This window comes from Pseudoalteromonas sp. '520P1 No. 423' (genome assembly GCF_001269985.1).
In the GTDB taxonomy this organism is placed as follows: domain Bacteria; phylum Pseudomonadota; class Gammaproteobacteria; order Enterobacterales; family Alteromonadaceae; genus Pseudoalteromonas.
The window spans coordinates 1,599,423-1,617,458 of the sequence record NZ_BBZB01000001.1 but is presented as its reverse complement, the minus strand read 5'-3'; the positions used below and the strand labels follow the sequence as shown (position 1 = coordinate 1,617,458).

Annotated in this window: 14 protein-coding genes, 1 other RNA gene and 1 pseudogene; 4 read left to right on the top strand and 12 right to left on the bottom strand. The window is 35.5% G+C overall.

What is annotated here, in order from left to right; translation table 11 throughout:
- Window positions 1-36 precede the first annotated feature (36 nt).
- A complete protein-coding gene (locus PSA_RS07370) occupies window positions 37-912 on the bottom strand; it encodes a LysR family transcriptional regulator (protein WP_042145934.1) in 876 nt (291 codons plus the stop codon).
- A 101-nt stretch (window positions 913-1,013) separates the two neighbouring features.
- Between PSA_RS07370 and maoP the strand changes: the two genes are divergently transcribed.
- Together maoP and PSA_RS07360 are read left to right on the top strand one after the other, a co-directional pair.
- Complete coding sequence (maoP, locus tag PSA_RS07365; protein ID WP_042145949.1) at window positions 1,014-1,331, top strand: DUF413 domain-containing protein; 318 nt, start codon at window positions 1,014-1,016, stop codon at window positions 1,329-1,331.
- A 335-nt stretch (window positions 1,332-1,666) separates the two neighbouring features.
- Window positions 1,667-2,425, top strand: coding sequence for a mechanosensitive ion channel family protein (locus PSA_RS07360; RefSeq protein WP_231665342.1), 759 nt, complete (start codon window positions 1,667-1,669; stop codon window positions 2,423-2,425).
- Window positions 2,426-2,727: 302 nt separating this feature from the next.
- Here PSA_RS07360 and PSA_RS07355 read toward each other — a convergent pair whose 3' ends face one another.
- The 6 genes and pseudogenes from PSA_RS07355 to PSA_RS07335 all read right to left on the bottom strand — a co-directional run bounded on the left by PSA_RS07355 (window position 2,728) and on the right by PSA_RS07335 (window position 7,481).
- A complete protein-coding gene (locus tag PSA_RS07355; RefSeq protein ID WP_042145936.1) occupies window positions 2,728-3,738 on the bottom strand; it encodes a TniB family NTP-binding protein in 1,011 nt (336 codons plus the stop codon).
- Complete coding sequence (locus tag PSA_RS07350; protein WP_042145938.1) at window positions 3,735-5,588, bottom strand: Mu transposase C-terminal domain-containing protein; 1,854 nt, start codon at window positions 5,586-5,588, stop codon at window positions 3,735-3,737. Before PSA_RS07350 ends, PSA_RS07355 begins: the two co-directional genes overlap by 4 nt.
- Window positions 5,581-5,889 carry a hypothetical protein gene (locus tag PSA_RS26240; protein WP_231665228.1) on the bottom strand — a complete coding sequence of 103 codons (309 nt, stop codon included), beginning with the start codon at window positions 5,887-5,889 and terminating at the stop codon, window positions 5,581-5,583. Before PSA_RS26240 ends, PSA_RS07350 begins: the two co-directional genes overlap by 8 nt.
- Before the next feature lie 24 nt (window positions 5,890-5,913).
- Window positions 5,914-6,072 (bottom strand): annotated as a pseudogene (locus PSA_RS26235) (Tn7 transposase TnsA N-terminal domain-containing protein); the annotation flags it as partial.
- Window positions 6,073-6,332: 260 nt separating this feature from the next.
- An RNA gene (gene ffs, locus PSA_RS07340) (signal recognition particle sRNA small type) lies at window positions 6,333-6,429 on the bottom strand.
- Between the two features lie 161 nt (window positions 6,430-6,590).
- Complete coding sequence (locus PSA_RS07335) at window positions 6,591-7,481, bottom strand: DUF3014 domain-containing protein (protein WP_042145959.1); 891 nt, start codon at window positions 7,479-7,481, stop codon at window positions 6,591-6,593.
- A gap of 90 nt (window positions 7,482-7,571) precedes the next feature.
- Between PSA_RS07335 and PSA_RS07330 the strand changes: the two genes are divergently transcribed.
- Window positions 7,572-8,732 (top strand): patatin-like phospholipase family protein, encoded by a 1,161-nt coding sequence (locus PSA_RS07330; RefSeq protein ID WP_042145961.1) that lies wholly within the window; start codon window positions 7,572-7,574, stop codon window positions 8,730-8,732.
- A 10-nt stretch (window positions 8,733-8,742) separates the two neighbouring features.
- On the opposite strand, the gene PSA_RS07325 is transcribed toward PSA_RS07330, so the two are convergent.
- On the bottom strand, window positions 8,743-10,713 hold the full coding sequence (locus PSA_RS07325; RefSeq protein WP_042145963.1) for a monovalent cation:proton antiporter family protein: 1,971 nt from the start codon (window positions 10,711-10,713) through the stop codon (window positions 8,743-8,745).
- A 195-nt stretch (window positions 10,714-10,908) separates the two neighbouring features.
- Here PSA_RS07325 and PSA_RS07320 point away from each other — a divergent pair, with 195 nt between their 5' ends.
- On the top strand, window positions 10,909-11,808 hold the full coding sequence (locus tag PSA_RS07320) for a GGDEF domain-containing protein (protein WP_042145965.1): 900 nt from the start codon (window positions 10,909-10,911) through the stop codon (window positions 11,806-11,808).
- 30 nt (window positions 11,809-11,838) lie between these two features.
- Here the strand turns inward: PSA_RS07320 and PSA_RS07315 are convergent, their stop codons facing one another.
- From PSA_RS07315 to dnaE, 4 genes are read right to left on the bottom strand one after another with little or no spacing between them, the layout of a single operon-like run.
- On the bottom strand, window positions 11,839-12,177 hold the full coding sequence (locus tag PSA_RS07315; RefSeq protein ID WP_042145967.1) for a hypothetical protein: 339 nt from the start codon (window positions 12,175-12,177) through the stop codon (window positions 11,839-11,841).
- The gene (tilS, locus tag PSA_RS07310) at window positions 12,164-13,516 is read right to left on the bottom strand and encodes a tRNA lysidine(34) synthetase TilS (protein ID WP_052380016.1); all 1,353 of its coding nucleotides are present in this window, start codon (window positions 13,514-13,516) and stop codon (window positions 12,164-12,166) included. The genes PSA_RS07315 and tilS overlap by 14 nt, the downstream gene beginning before the upstream one ends.
- Window positions 13,517-13,544: 28 nt before the next feature.
- Window positions 13,545-14,501, bottom strand: a complete 957-nt coding sequence (gene accA / locus PSA_RS07305) for an acetyl-CoA carboxylase carboxyl transferase subunit alpha (RefSeq protein WP_042145969.1) — start codon at window positions 14,499-14,501, stop codon at window positions 13,545-13,547.
- Between the two features lie 16 nt (window positions 14,502-14,517).
- Window positions 14,518-18,033, bottom strand: a complete 3,516-nt coding sequence (dnaE, locus tag PSA_RS07300; protein ID WP_042145970.1) for a DNA polymerase III subunit alpha — start codon at window positions 18,031-18,033, stop codon at window positions 14,518-14,520.
- Between the last annotated feature and the right edge of the window lie 3 nt (window positions 18,034-18,036).

Sequence of the window (18,036 nt, the reverse complement as noted above, 5' to 3'; positions counted from 1 at the left end):
AATTTGGTTATAAAGTAACTTATTCAGTCTATTGAATTATGTAGGTGTCATAATTGCCGGAGCTTCAGGTTTGTCTTTTCTTAATAAGTTCTTTATTTCAATAATACGCTCTTCATTTTCATTTTCTTTGTGAAAAGCACTGAATAATTCACGTTCAAATACTGGAAGCGCTTTAATTTCAAACAACTGACCTTGTTCAATAAAAGGTCTTGCTAACATATCTGGAAGATAAGCACTACCGCCACATTGCAACATGAGATCAAGCGCGATCCTCGCTGTACTGGTGCGTATTGCAGGAATAGAAATACCAGGAACTTCTTTAGCATGCCAATTAATAAAACTCGTTCCCCAGTCAATCATAATGTAACGTTGCACTTCACTAGGGACTGTGATGTCATTTTGAAACGTGGTAACAGGGATTAAATTGAACATATGTAGCGACTCAATTTTTAATTCCTCAACTTTAGGTGGATCAAATAAAATGGCGACATCTAATGTCCGCTCAAGCAACTGCCTAGTTAGCTGCTCTCGTGAGAGAATCTCAGCGATTAAACTTATTTGAGGTTGATCAATGTATATTTTTGAAATCGCATCATGAATGTAAACATCCCACGTATTGGGGGTTCCGGCAATAGATATTTGCGTAACTTGTTCAGATGCTAAAGCAACATCTTGTTTAGCCATCCTGAGGGTATTTAGCATAGCTTCAGCATGCGGGATCAACCTTTCACCCGCTAACGTTAATTGAATATTGTTTCTTGCACGCTGGAATAATGTCACGCCAAAATACCTTTCTAGCTGTCTTATTCTAGTACTGACAGCAGCTTGCGTTAAATATAAATTTTCAGCGGCTTTGCCAAAATGACGGCTATCTTTAACTTCTAAAAACGTTTTAATTAATTCTATGTCCATCGCTATTTCTCTTATCGTTACGATAAATATAATTTGTTTTACAGCCAAATGGCTTAACCGCATAATTCGCCAAAGTATATACCCTAAGACATAAGATGAATATGAAATTAATACACGGTTTTATTGCGGAAGGGCCTTTTTATGATGATGCTCATTTTGCTAGAGGATTTAGTAAATCAGGCGATTTCACTATCGCTGAATCAGAACTATTAACTCAAGCTGGTAAACGCTTATTCATGCTTGAACAAGGATATAGAACTCCGGAAAATACCGTTGAAGAACAATTCGTCAAATTTTGTAAAGCACAAATTGAAGGGGACTTAGAAGGACAGAATAAAATTGAAATGTTATGGCTGAAATATAAGAAGTTGACAAAATTTAAGCCTTTTAATTGCTTAAGTGGTAATAGTTCAGGGTAAGCTATATTTATTAGGGGTAATTGATGAAAGTTAATCACAGTAAGACATTAAATCTATTGGTATTTATATTCATCATATTAAGCTTTTTTATTGCTCAAGTTGCAACGGCTTTACAATAGATAAATCATTCCACAAGACAGCATCGATATCTTACTGGGTGCGATTATTAAAAAGTTACAGACAAATATTCTTAATCTAGTATAGCCAATTAGCTTATCAACTGAGGGATTCCATTGTTAGATTTTACGTCATCAATTAGTCAAATTGTTTCACCTTATACTCTATCGTCAACGAGTAATAAATTTTTTATTACAATTTTCATGGTTATTACAGTGATGTTTATCAAGTGGTTGATAATCACTTTAATAAAAAAAATAGCTCCAGAAAGTAAACGTTCTAAGATAAATATCATCAACAATTTAGTCACTGTTTTAATCTTAATCGGTGTATTTAATATATGGTCTGATGAAATCCAAAAGTTTGCATTTTCTATTGCTGCATTTATCGTTGCTATTGTCCTAGCAACAAGAGAGTTTATTCAATGTTTCATTGGTTTTATGTACATTATTTCAAGTCGTCCCTACAGGATTGGCGACTGGGTACAGGTGGGCGACATATATGGCGAAGTGCATTCAACCGATTGGATGAAATTAACCCTATTGGAAGTGAATATTGATGCATATGAATACACAGGTAAAACTCTCTATTTACCTAATAGTAAGCTTATTACCTCATCAATTAAAAATTTAAACTTCTTAAAACGTTATGCAATGCACCACTTTACAATTACTCGTGATGGAAGTGTAAACCCATTCGTTTTTATTGAAAATTTATCTAAAAAAACAAATGACTACTGTGAAGATTTTAAAGATGTCGCCTTTCGTTATAATCAACTAATTGAGCGTCAGTTAGATATTGTTATTACCGGCCCTGAGCCTCATATTCAAGTTGCAACTTCTGATTTAGGTGATACCCAAGTATTTTTCACCATTTTCTGCCCTACAGAGAGAGCTATGGATATTGAGCAAAAATTAACGAGTGACTTTATGACTATGTGGTTTGAACAAAAAGCGTTACCGACGAAAAGTGGTTAACCGTATATATTTTTAACGAACCACTTCTGTTAACTCTAAAGTCAGGTTTCGTATCAAAGTGATCGTTAGATTCGGGGTATTTATTACGCCATTTAGTCCGCTTTAGGCTCAAAGTCGCCATCCATGAATAAATAGCAAAGGTCTGCTAAATGGCACAAAGCGGTCATTGATTACATGCCAAGAAAAGAGTGAAACGAGCACAATATATTGTAATTAGGCGTGGTTATCAATTACTCTCTCTTCTTTAATCATCAAACTTTATTGTCTGCTGACAACTATGATCTGTAGATGATATTATTGAGTCAGTTCTTTTTAAGTAGTTGGCTAATTGGTAATTTGTCAGTAAATTGTGTGGGGATCAGTGCATCAAAATCACTTTGTGCACCAAGGTCATACCGGGAGTAGTTTTGTACTTCACATGCACTAATATCCGCTAATGATTGTGTAAATGGGTTAATGAGTTCAGGATAGAAATAGTCAAAAGCGCTTGTCATGTGTTCAATCGTTAAAGTAACAGCATCATCTAATAGAGCTTGTTTTACAGATTCATCTAATAAATGTTTTAATGCTCTAAAACAGCCTTTACTTGCAGAAAATAATGCATAAGTTACTTTTTGGTCTTCAAGTTCTGGCTTTATAGTGAAAGGCATTCGTTGAGCTAAGCCCATTAACAATTGAATGAAATTCTGTGGGTTTTCTGATAGTTTAAAATAAGATATGTTACGCCGGATCATTAAACGAGATGACCATTGAGGCTCTTCAGCTATTTTAGCAGTCCATGGCATACCCACTAGTACTATAGGAATTCCAGCCTCTTCATTTATGTATTTGAGTCTATTGGCAATTTCATTTCTTTTTTGACCGCTTTGAAATTCAATCAATTCTTGAAACTCATTGATTATGATTAATTCAGTACCACATTGCTTCAAAAGTTTAATTAAAGATTCTGTTAATCTTTGATCATTATTGCGAGTTTTTTTATTACAGCTACCAAACTGCCCTGAGTCTTTTAATAACTCAATCATGGTTGTTTCTAAGGTGGGTTTACTTGGAATTCGACTGACTAATAATGGTTTATGCAATTTATCATTTATGAACTGTGATTTAACTAATGATTGGTAGTGACTAATTACTGACGATTTTCCCGTTCCAGTATCACCTGTAAGCAACATGCATTGCTGCTCACCACCTAATTTATGATTATATCTGAGCCTGTCAAAATCATTTAAGATTGTATTAAGTATTGGATGAGCAATAAACGAAGTAATAAAGCTATTTAGCTTTTCTTCTTGATTGTGATTAAGTGTTTTCATGAATAAGGTTTCAGGTCTGAAATAAGGTTATTCCAATCATCTTCTACTGACGGTTTTTCAGCTATGGTATTAAATTCACCTTTAACTTCCTCTCTCTCCATTACAATGCTTGTGCTATTGTCACTACTGATCCCTTGATGTTTTGCCAATGCAGCACCACCGCGTACGCTTCGCTTTGAGGCCATTTTTTTAATAACTTTGATTTCTTGCTCAATACGATTATTTATCGCTATTCTTACACGGGCTAAACTAACCAAATCGACACTATTATTAATATAATTACGTTGTAATCTAAGGTTTATTTGATGTTCTAACAAGCTTAGCTTTTGAGTGTAACCAGTAGGGTCTATGCATGGCACTTTTAGATATTGGCTTAACTTATTTAAATAAACGTAAACTGAAGATAAATCATCTGGGTTTGTTTTTATTAAATATTTATCAGTCTCGCCACTTTTTTCACCATACATTTTTCGATAATCAGATAGTTCATCACTATCATACCTAAGGTTATGTATATGAATTCCACCGCGCCTATGCTGCTTATATTCACTAAGACCTAATACAATATCTAATTTAGTTAAATCTTCTAATGATGCTTTTAATGGTGGGAGTTGTTGATAACCTGTTTTCCATGACAAAATCGGAATAAAACGTGCTCGTGCATCTTTATCTTGATGATAAACATCAATTATCCATTGATGTAAAAGATCATTAAAAGTAGAAAAACGCATAATCGCATCTTTAGCTGAGTTATATTCTGCTCGCTTTAGGATATTTGAAAATGTTTTGCCTGGAATATCTACTAATAGTTCTCGGTTAATTGTACCAAAAATACGTTCTACCATAGGCTTTAGCCAAGGTTTTCTTACTGGATTGTATTGAACATTGATACCAATTTCTAAACATGACTGTTCTAAACTATTACTCCAAAATTCAGCGCAATTATCAACTACTAAAGTTTCAAACTTACCATGACATGGCCACTCATTTTCAATGCATGGAAACTGTTCTCTAATATAGCTTTTTGGTTTTATCGCATTTAGTAGTGCTTTTAAAACAGAGTAGTTACTTGGCTCTTTAAACCCTAAGTGAAAGCCAACAATGCATCGGCTATAACTATCAATTAATAGCGTTAAAAATGGTCTACCTAAAGGGATTAATAGCTCATCATCTAATAAAATCAAATCCAAAGGTGTATGGTCAATTTCAACACGCTCTAGTATTCGAGTTGGAGGGCGATGGCCATAAATGGCTTGAAACTCCATATCAGCTAAATATTTACCATATCTTGCAACCATAACATCATATTTAGGGAGTTTTTTAATTCTTTTATAAAAACCTTTATATGAAAGCGCTTTAATTTTTTCGCCAACTATAGTTTCATTTTCTAATCGAATAATATCACTATAGTACTGATAAACCTTTGCTATTGATGGCCTTTCTTTTACCAGGTATCGTTCAACTGCTTGCTCGTAAAATTTATCTGAAGAAGATACTGTATTACAATTACCTTTTTTAGCGTGTTTTGGGATCAAAGAAAGCATATCTCTTTCTGACTTATTGAAACTCTGCCACCATCTAGCTACTGTTCGCCAGTATGGTCGAGTACTTGTGTTATGCTTTGGTTCTGTGTTTATTAGAGGCATTAAATTTTTCTTTGTCCAGCCCCCTATTAAGTGACTTTCTATCCATTTGATATAATCATAACGTTTGGAAACTTCATATTGGATTTTTTTAGGATAACTCGCTAAATCTCTTTCACGAAAATCAGATGCATCTTCATGTTTTATTTGTGGTAAATTCAATAATTCATCTGAAAACCCGCTTTGTTCTAAGCTATCTTTACTCATTTGCTAGCCAAACATTTGATTGAATACCAAAGTTTGAATTAATTAAATCAGTATCAATAAATCCATGCGAAATCAGTCCTAAAACAGACGCTAACACTTCTCCTTCAGGTAAATTTTGGGATTGCACAATCTGTATAATACGTACCATGCCTAATGATTTAATTAATTCTAGTAACTTGTATTGCAATGGCGCTAAAGATTGAAAGCCTGAATAGCGATGTAATAATTTCAGGTTGTTTAAAATTGGGTTTATACGGATTTGCTGTTCTGTAACCAAAATAAGCGGTTTGCCTAATAACATAGATTGCTGCTGCTTTGCTGAAAACCTAAGTCTAAATTCTTCATTAATCGTTCTATTTGAGGGTTTAACTTCAATGAAGCGTTCGCCATATTTTTTATCAGTAACTAAAAAATCTGGTGTATACCTTCGGACTTTATCATCAAATTGATATTTAAAAGTTAAAGGTTGAGCTTCAAAACTAATTACATCAGGGGAATATTCAAAACTAATTACATCAGGGGAATATTCAAAATGAAAGCAGGTATCAAATTCTAAAAATGACTCGACTGTAAAAAACAGTTTTCATTTTTTGACTGGCAAACTTAAAAATATTATTTACGCGAGAGTGTTTTAGATTTCGGCGATACATAACATTGCTTATTTTCATACAATGAATGTATTTAAAAATAGACTATGCCAACTTATGGTGAAAACGACAAAAAAAGTGGAATATTGGGTGGCAGTCTTACCAGCCACATCCCGGCACACAAATCATCCGCTGTGGCTGCTCCCTTCCGGGCCTGACCAGGTTCACGAACTATTGTTGCGAGAGGACCAATAAGACTACCATAGAGGGTCTTGTTAGACGCGGGGTGATTATCACTATTTATAGCGGGTATATCAAGTTAAAACTTTAAAAATATGTTTGTTTGCATGGTAAACATACAATAATGAGTCAGCTGAGTATAAAACTCAGCTGAATTTGAAGTATTGGAGAATTATTATTCTGAAGTTTCTAAAAACGTTTTAATGCCTTTTAAAGCACTTTTTACTTTTTTAACATTTTTAGCGCCCATTCTTAATAATTGCTTTTGCGCCTCAGGAAGTTGCTCCCACTCTGAATAAGCATATTTATATGCTACGCTTTCACTTAATAATGGTACATTACCTGTTACTATCGGTGTTGTTAATACCATATCTATCGCATCAAAAACCGCATCGTCAAAATCTCGTTCTTGATAACCTATCTCTTCATACGCTTCATCAAATAGTGGTTTATATTCTTTATAAAAGTTCACAGCTTGCTGTGGTGTCATACTGGTAAATAGCTCAACAAAAGGCGTATAACGCTCATAACTTTGTGGCGCGATAGTTAAAATATCACCTTCTACAACAGTAAAACTCGCTTGTGGCTCAATAATAGGGCTGTGTTTTTTAGCAATTTTACCTTTACCAATATTATCAACATAAACTACAAAACGTCTGATCATGTCATCTTGTACAACCAGTTTTAGAGTTTGTTTAGCAAAGTATTGAGATAACTGAGTTTTAACACTTAAGTCACTATCATTTAATTGCGGCAATGTTTTTACAGGTTCAACTTCAACTAAAGGCAAGTCTGGTGTTTGTGTTAATTCAGGCTCAATGTGTTCAGTCAAACCTTGATTACTTTGCTCTTGCTGCTGCTCTTCTACATGTTCAACAACTTTTATTTCTTCAACTTCCACAACTGGCAGCGCAACGGCAACAGGTTCTGTAACATCTTTTGAATTTAACGATGTAAATAATTTAAAGCTCGCACCAATAATAACAATTAACATGATTATTAAGGCAAACATGTAAATGCGTTTTTTAGTTACGTTAGAGTCTTGTTCTACATTTTTTTCTGTCATATTTCACTCATATACAAATAAACAATTTCTTTTTAATTCAATATCTTCTAAATTAAAGAAAATACCCTAACAAAAGCTGATTATGCCTATATGATAAAAAAAGCAACTAAGCATAATATTGTGCCAGCAAATAAAACGGCCTTGTTATTGACCGGAGGTGGCGCACGAGCAGCTTATCAAGTTGGCGTGCTCAAAGCTATAGCAACAAAGTTACCACGTAACTGCCCATCCCCTTTTGGTATTATAAACGGAACGTCAGCAGGTGCAATCAATGCAACGGCTCTTGCCAGTTATGCTTCTTGTTTTCACCTAGGCGTAAAAAAACTAGAGTGGGTATGGAAAAACTTTAGCACAAACCAAGTTTATCATAGTGACTTACGCCATGTTTTTTGCCATTTATTTTCAAATATCCTAGGTAGTTTTCAGTCTGATCATTTAAATCATTCACCAGCAAGTCTGCTTGATAACCAACCTTTAAGAGCATATTTAAAAAGTGTCATGGAGCTAAAAAGAATAGATAAAAATATTGCCAATGGTTATTTAAGAGCGCTTTCTGTCACAGCTTCAAGCTATACCAGTGGAGAATCTGTCGCTTTTTATCAAGCTAAAAACACTGTGCCGTGGAAAAGAGCTAAACGCTGTGGAGAGCAATCTCAAATTAATATTGAGCATTTAATGGCTTCAAGCGCAATTCCTATGGTTTTTCCTAGTATTAAAATCAACCAGGCTTATTTTGGTGATGGGTCAATTCATCAACTCTCACCATTAAGTCCACCGATTCATTTAGGTGCCAATAAAATATTTATCATAGGTGTCGATCAACCTAAAGATAATAAATACTTGGGTTTTCAGCCTCACTACCCGGGTATTTCTAGTATTGCAGGTCACTTATTAGATACGATATTTTCTGATACTTTACATTCTGACATTGAAAGGCTAGAACGTGTTAATCGCACAGTCTCTTTATTACCTGCCAAAGATAAACATCAAGAGTTAAAGCGAGTAGAAACTTTTGTAATTAATCCCTCTAAAAACTTTAATGCAATTGCGTGTGAACATTACGATAGAATGCCTTTTGCTATAAAAATGATTTTGAGATTAATTGGGGTGAAAGCGCATTCTGAATCAAGTTTAACCAGTTATTTATTATTTGAAAAATCTTATACTCGACATTTAATTGAGATCGGATATGAAGATGGATTAAATCAAATTGATGAAATTTTAGAGTTTTTAGATATAAAGTGTGATTAGGCTAGCAATGTTAATCCCCTTCAAGTAAATATCTTTCGACTCTTTCTACTTTTCTTGGTTTTCCTCTGATCACCAAAATATCTTGGCTTTGTAAAATCATATCAAGAGCCGGTTTTGATATTTCTTTACCTTCTCTGCGTAAACCCATTATATCGACGCGTTTTTTATCTAGCGCTAACTCTTCTAGACTTTTATTAATAGCAAAAGCATCATCTGAGAGTGCGACTGCATGTAAATGTTCTAACCTTTCTATTGAGCTAGGTGGTAAATCTGAATTCTCTCCCGGAAAATAGCCATGTAGTATGCCATACCTATTTTTACGCTCTTGTTGCACCCTACGTAGAATACGTTTAACGGGAACTCCTGACATAAACAATACATGAGAGACCAGCATTAAACTGCCCTCTAAAGACTCAGGTACTACCTCAGTAACACCGGCATCTTTTAATTCGTCTAAACGACTATCATCTTTCATCCTTACTAATATTTTAACAGTCTCACTTATACTTTTTAGTACACTTACAATTGCAGTCGACTTATCATAATCAGCAAAGGTGATGATAACTAACCGGCTATTTTTAACCCCTGCGGCATTTAACACTTCTTTATGTTTAACATGACCAAAATGTACGTTTTCTCCGGCTGCTTGCGCTTCCCTTATACGAACAGGATCTAAATCTAATGCAATATAGGGGATTGCTTCTGTTTTTAAAAAACGTGCAACTGTTTGCCCTACTCGACCAAAACCACAAATTACAACATGCTGTTCTAATTCAGATTTAAAGGTCGGCTTTTCATCATGTTTATTTTTGTCCTTTTCTTTACTCGACAAAACCTTAGCTATTTTTTGATTGTTATCAATTAAATTAGGGGTAATTGCCATTGATAATACACCTACAGCAATTAATAAAGACGCATATGACGAGGCTATAATTTGATTCTGTAAAGCCAATGCAATTAAAACAAAACCAAACTCACCCATTTGGCATAACATTAACCCAGTAGACCACGCATCCTTTTGACTTTCGCCCATCATGCGAGCAAGCAGTTTAATCACTAAACACTTAATTAAAATGAGCCCTACTAAACCTAAAATCACCCAATTAGCATTCATAAATACGAATGCCATATCAAGTTGCATACCTACAGTTACAAAAAATAATCCCATTAAAATATCACGAAACGGTCTGATATCCGCTTCTAACTGATGCCGATATTGACTTTCTCCAAGCATAATTCCAGCTAAAAATGCACCTAATGCCATAGATAAGCCAAAGAAGTGTGTCAATGCGCTGGCAAATAATGTCACTAATAAAGTCGTTAAAACAAATAACTCATCAGTTCTCACTTGAGCAACCGCATTAAATACCCGCGGTAAAACCCATTTACCAATTGCCCACAACAGTCCACACACTAATGCGCCTTTAGCAAGCGCAATTAAAAGTGCAACAACTAATAACTGCTCTCCTTCACCTGCTAATAAAGGTAATGCGATTAATAAAGGCACAACCGCTATATCTTGAAATAACAATATGCCAATGGCTAATTGCCCTCTGCGAGTATGTAATTCACCCGATTCACTTAATTGTTTAACAACTATAGCTGTTGATGAAAGTGCCAATAAACTGGCGATACTGAATGCACTGAGCCAATTAGTGCCAAAAATTATCGCAACTAACATAATTAAAAAAGTAGAGATCCCGACTTGTGCCGAGCCTAATCCGAATACGATATGCCTCATGGCGACTAGTTTAGGAATTGAAAATTCTAAGCCTAGCGAAAACAATAAAAACACGATGCCAAACTCTGCAACCAAATGAATTTCTTGATAATCTGTGATCCAACCTAAAGCATGAGGGCCTGCAAAAATACCCGTCGCAAGATAGGCTAAAATAGGAGGTAAATTAATTCTTTTAAAAACCCATACGAGCAATGCCGCAATAACTAATAAACTAAAAATTTCAGTAAAAACACTCTGCAATTATTAAATCCCTTATATTTTTATTAATCTAAATATCGCTTTTATTTATCAAATATAGCAAGTAATTGTTTTAATTCTAGTTATCATATTATTTTTATCAAAATATTTAATTATTGTGATATTTGGCACAATACCTGCAAACATGATTTTGTACTAATTAGACCCTTATCGCAATTCCATTAACGGAGAATACAAGTGGAAAATGTACATGTTTTAACACACGCTTCTTCAACTAGAGGACAATATTTGCCTCCTACGGCTAATTCTTACCGCTCTACTAATGATGGGAATATTCATAGTTTAGTCGCTCAACTTCAAAAAACCTTAGAGCTGGATAAACTTATCAATATTTTTTCATTCGAAGCGGCAAAGTTATTACCGATAGACGGCCTACAGTTTCATAGTATTGATGGCGTTGTTGAAATGACAGGGAGTAAAAATTTAGGCCAAACTGTTTCTTTTGATTTAGAAATTGAAAATGAGAGATTGGGGCAATTAGTTTATTTTACTAAAAAACCGATCAGTATTTTCCTTAAAGAGAAACTCCAAAGACTGCATAGTGTACTTGTTTACCCTCTTAGAAATGCGCTTATGTTTTACCGTGTTAAAAAGTTAGCAACAAAAGACATATTAACAGGCTTAAGCAATCGCAGTCATTTTAATGACTACTTATGTAAAAAATTAGACCGCTGTCGCCGACATCATAGACATTTTGGTTTAATGCTATTAGATTTAGATAACTTCAAACAAGTAAATGATACCCATGGGCATTTATTTGGCGATCGCGTTTTAGTACAATTTTCAAAGCTGTTACTTCAAAGTATTCGTGGCATTGATACCGTATTTCGATTTGGAGGTGATGAATTTGCTATTTTAGTTGATGATAACCAAGAAAATGCGTGCAATATTATTGCAAATAGAATGCAGATACTAGTTCATCAAGATGCGCTTTTAGCAAAACATCAAGTAACAACTAGCATAGGTTTCACTTTAGCTAAGGTCAGTGATGACCAAGTGTCTGTGTTTGAACGTGCTGATAAAGCGTTATATAAGGCTAAAAAAAATGGTCGAGATTGCTTTGAAATTATGAAATAAAGGAGCTTGTCCTTTCTTCCATATAAAATTTTATTTTTTCTCAGTAAAACCATAAAGCATTAACAATGCTGAAGCACCGATAAAATAAGCGCTGACTAATTGAAATAAAGAAATAAAATTAGGCAGACTTGTCATTATTATAGCAACTAGTGGGCTCAACAAAGCGATGATAAAAAAGCTGCCACCCTTACCTCGCCAATAAAATAATAAAAATAGAGATGTCAGTTTGCCTGCAATCACACCATTTATAATGGCAAATAAAAATACTTCACTTGAAAAACATAAAATACAAATAATAATTAATGATATTATTAATCCTATATAAGCTTTTGAAATTATTGATTTTCCGACTTGATCATTTGTTCTCATTTAAAATATCTTCTTTTAATTGCCAGAATACACCTTGATCTTGTGCATAATCATCATTAATAAAATAGCCAACTACTTGCACCAAAGTGTCATTATAGTAAATCTGTGGCACAGCAGCACGCTGCCAAGGCGGCACTTTTGCATCTTTAAGCCAATGCTTTACGGTATTGCTACCCGGTTTATTGCTCGGTTTAATCCGTACTTTCAAGTTAGAAAAACGCACACTCAATTTTTCATCAGGTTTAATATCTCTAATGCCTTTCCCTTGGTATTTAGCCAATGAATTGCCATTACCTAATAAAATGGTATCTGAATCACAGTCGTACACATCTAAAATGGGTTCATATTCAGCAACAATATAAAGCTCATTTCGAAACCTTTGTATTGAGTGATTACCTAGTGCGATATTAATTTTGGCATCAATTTTAGCATTGGCGGCTTGATTTAAAATTTGCTCTAAAATGACTTTTGATGGCATTAATAAATTATGTTTACCAAGCCAAAACCTCACTAAATTTGCTTGCCTTGCAAAAGACAGCGAGGATAAAAAGCAAACAGGTAATGCCCTATCACCTTTTGCTTGAGATACGTTATAAGCTTGGTCTAAATCTGATTGTGATATTTCATCTATTAAACTTTGCTGCTGCTGTAATAACTCTACACTGCGCGATACACATGAATTAAAACCCCTAAATCGCTCATTTAATTGCGGCACAATATCATGACGCAAGTAATTACGGTCAAAGCTTTTATTATCATTTGATTCATCATTAATATGTTTAATAGCAAAATCGGTTGCAAAGCTTTCTATCTGGGCTCGGGATATATTCAATAATGGTCTTAATAAATAACGCCCTTGTTGTGTGCTTAAGCTTGCCATGGCACTTAAACCCGCTAAACCCGAACCTCTTTTTAATTGCAGTAAAAAAGTCTCAACCTGATCGTCTTGATGTTGTCCTAATAAAATAACACTACTGGCATCTGATAGCTCAAATAAAGCGAGATATCTTTGTTCTCTGGCAACGGCTTCTAAACTTTGCCTAGTCTTTTTATTAACTTCAACTTGGGAAGTTTTCAGTGGTATATTTAGTTTTTCACACAGTTGAGCGCAAAATAGCTGCCAATCTTTAGCATTATTACTTAGGCCATGATCAACATGAATCGCACTTACGGATATATCGGGATTGTCTTTTTGAAAGGTATTGGCTAAATGAAGCAAAACAACTGAGTCTACTCCACCAGACAAAGCCACAGTCAAAGAGTTTGAATGTGGCTTTATAGTTTTCAGCTTTTTAAAAACAACATTGCTGAATATTTTATATATTTTAGAAGCTTTCATAAAAAGACTGCCCTAAGCAGTCTATTCATTAGCAATAACCAAATGACATTAAACGATCATATCTTTGCTCAAGCATTTCATCAGTAGAAAGCGCTTTAAGATCAGATAAATCACGCTTTAATTGTGCCTTTAAGTTTTTAGCCATGCCTTCATGGTTGCGATGTGCGCCGCCCATAGGTTCATCAACAATATTGTTGATTAGGTCTAATTCTTTAACACGATCTGCGGTTACACCCATAGCTTCTGCAGCTAAAAATGCTTTTTCAGCGCTTTTCCAAAGAATTGACGCACAACCTTCAGGAGAAATTACCGAGTAAGTGCTATATTGCAGCATGTTTACACGATCACCCACACCAATTGCTAATGCACCACCAGAACCACCTTCACCAATAACAGTACAAATAGTTGGCACTTTAAGGCCAGCCATTACTTTAAGGTTTTTCGCAATTGCTTCACTTTGACCGCGCTCTTCAGCGCCGACACCTGGGTATGCACCTGGCGTATCAATAAAAGTAATAATTGGCATATTAAAACGTTCAGCCATTTCCATTAAGCGTAATGCTTTACGGTAACCTTCTGGCTTTGGCATACCAAAGTTGCGTTTAATTTTTTCAGCTGTATCACGACCTTTTTGATGACCAATAACCATAACTGGTTCGCCATCTAAACGCGCAATACCACCGATAATTGCAGGATCATTTGCAAAAGCACGATCACCACACAATTCATCAAACTCAGTAAATATATGATTAATATAATCACGTGTATAAGGACGTAACGGGTGACGTGCTAATTGCTGCACTTGCCACGCGCCTAACTCAGAAAATATTTTTTGAGTTAGCTCTGTACTTTTGTCTTTTAAGCGACCTACTTCGTCTTCAAGACTTAGATCTAACTCACCAACGTTACCAATACTACGTAATTCTTCAATTTTTGCTTCCAATTCTGCAATTGGAAGTTCGAAATCCAGATAATTGAGACTCATGCTCTAAAAGACCTAACTAGTTAAATTCTAAATCTATATCTTGCGCCGCCAATTGACCTAACTTATGTAATAAGTCGTCACTTGGCGTAACACACCATTGCGTTCCTAATGAAAGCTCCGAAATTATATCCGGTCGTTCATATTCTATAATGATAGGACAGGTGCCGTATTTATAAGGTTCAAGTACATTTTGCAACTTATCGAAGAACTTACCATCAATATCCTGCATTTTAACTTTCATTTTTATATTTCTAATGCGCTTTTCACGCACCTGTTCTATCTTGCACACTTCCCGAGCAGTCATTGTAAGGCCTCCGGAGAAGTTATCAAAGCTGACCTGTCCAGATATCACCAAGATATTGTTATTTTGTAACAATTCTTCGTAAGTTTCAAACTGTTCAGGAAAAAAACGTACATCCATGCGCGCACTTTTATCATCTAAGGTGATTAAGCCCCAACGTTTTCCTTTTTTATTAATCAAAACTCGGGTGCTTATCACTAAACCAGCCGTAGTTGTCATCACATCACGTTCAGTTGGCTGCAAATCAACTAATCTACCGCTAATATAGTGTTTTAACTCTTTTCTATATTGATTAATTGGGTGCCCTGTTAAATAAAGGCCTAAAGTTTCTTTTTCACCTTCTAACCATTCATTATCAGAAAAGCGTGGGACATGTACAAATGCTTGTGCAACATCTTCAGGTTCAGTTGCTAATAAACCAAATAAGTCATCTTGTCCTAAAGCTTGCGCTTTATTGTGTTGCGTCGCAGACTTAATTGCATCAGGTAAACTGGCTATTAAAGTCGCGCGGGCACCTTGTATTGCACTTTTATCTTTAGACTCAGGTAATTTTGGACCTAAACTATCTAAAGCACCTGCCATGATTAATTTTTCAATAACACGTTTATTCAGTCTTTTTTGGTCTATATTGGCACAAAAATCAAATAAATCTTTGAATTGACCGATTCTGGATCTGGCTTCTAAAATTGTATCTACAGGGCCTTCACCTACACCTTTTATGGCACCTAAACCATATACAATTTGACCTTGTGAATTAACAGTGAATTTATATAAACCACAATTTACATCAGGTGGTAATAAAGGCATGTCCATATTTTCACACTCATCTACTAGTGTGACTATTTTATCTGTATTATCCATATCGGCCGACATTACTGCGGCCATAAATTCTGCAGGATGATGGGTTTTCATCCAAAGTGTTTGATAAGAAACAAGTGCATATGCAGCTGAGTGAGATTTATTAAATCCGTATCCGGCAAATTTCTCTACCAAATCGAATATCTTCATGGCCAACTCGCCATCTACACCATTATTAACAGCGCCTTCTTCAAACGTTGCACGTTGCTTTGCCATTTCTTCAGGTTTTTTCTTACCCATAGCACGACGCAGCATATCTGCACCACCTAGAGAGTATCCAGATAATACCTGTGCAATTTGCATTACTTGTTCTTGGTATAAGATGATACCGTAAGTAGGCTCTAGAATTGGCTGTAATGACTCATGTTGCCAAGTTTCATCAGGGTAAGAAACTGCTTCACGACCATGCTTACGCTCAATGAAGTTATCTACCATGCCTGATTGCAATGGTCCTGGTCTAAATAGTGCTACCAAGGCAATCATATCTTCAAAACAATCTGGCTGAAGCCTGCGTACTAAGTCTTTCATACCACGAGATTCCAATTGGAATACCGCGGTTGTTTCAGCCCTTAGTAATAAATCTATGCTTTTTTGATCATCTAATGGGATAGTAGCAATATCAACTAACTCTTTATTTTCTCGAGTTAATCTTTCATTGGTCATATCCAAAGCCCACTGCAGAATTGTCAGTGTTCTTAGACCTAAGAAATCGAATTTTACCAAACCAGCTGTTTCTACATCATTTTTATCAAATTGTGTAACTGGAAACTTACCTTCGTCATCACAATACAGTGCTGCAAAGTCAGTAATTGTTGTAGGCGATATAACAACACCACCGGCATGTTTACCGGCATTTCTGTTACACCCTTCAAGAATACGACACATGTCGATAAGCTCTTTAACTTCATCATCGCCATCGTATGCTTCTGGTAATCTTGGCTCTACTTCAAATGCTTTTGTTAAAGTCATACCAGGGTCACCCGGTACTAATTTTGAGATCCGATCAACAAAACCGTAAGGGTGACCTAATACACGACCTACATCTCGTATTACCGCTTTTGCCGCCATAGTACCAAAGGTGATGATCTGAGATACAGCATCTCGACCATATAGTGCAGCAACATGATCAATTACTTCATCACGCCTATCCATACAGAAATCGATATCAAAATCCGGCATAGAAACACGTTCAGGGTTCAGGAATCGCTCGAAAAGTAAGTCAAACTCTAATGGGTCTAGATCGGTAATTTTTAGTGCATAAGCAACTAATGAACCTGCACCTGAACCACGTCCTGGCCCTACAGGAATATTATTATCCTTACTCCACTGGATGAACTCCATTACGATCAGGAAGTAACCTGGGAATCCCATTTTATTTACAACATCAAGCTCAACTTTTAGTCTATCGTCATATATACCGCGTTTTTCTTTTCTATCTTCTTCATCAGGAAAAAGCGTCGCTAAACGCTCTTCTAGACCATCTATCGATACACGAACTAAAAAGTCTTCAATTGAGAGACCTCCCGTTGGATAATCCGGCAAGAAGTAGGTACCTAATTGAATTGTTACATTACAGCGTTTTGCAATTTCTACTGTATTTTCGAGTGCTTCTGGAATATCAGAAAATAGTTCAGCCATTTCTTCAGCTGTTTTGAAGTATTGCTGTTGGGAGAATCGTTTTGGCCTACGTTTATCATCTATGGTAAAACCATCGTGAATAGCAACGCGCACTTCATGAGCATCAAATTTTGATGGTTCAATAAATACCACTTCATTTGTCGCTACAACTGGCAAGTCTGTTTGATTGGCATGATGAACAGCTTTATGTAAATACTCTTCTTCTTGTGCTCTTGAGGTTCTAACTAGCTCTATATAATAATGATCTGGAAAATGGGTTTGATAAAAATCAGTGATAGACTCAATACTCTCAACTTGATTTTTAAGTAGCGCTTTACCTAAGTCACCATCTTTAGCCCCAGATAATAAGATTAAGCCTTCTTTATGTTCAACCAACCATTCTCTATCGATCATGGCACGATTTTGAACATGACCTCGTAAAAAAGCCTCAGAAATCAGAACCGTTAAATTTTTATAGCCAACATTATTTTTCGCTAAAACGGTTATTCTACAAACTTCATCATCAAATTCTGGTGATTGTAACCAGAAATCAGCACCTACAAGGGGTTTTATGCCAGCACCATGTGCTGCACCATAAAAACGAACTAAACCACATAAGTTCATTTGATCTGTAATAGCCAAAGCCGGCATATTCATTTCAGCAGCTTTAGCTACAATAGGTTTTGTTTTACCTAACCCATCAACTAATGAAAAATCACTATGGACACGTAAATGAACAAAATTGGGTTGAGTCATAAT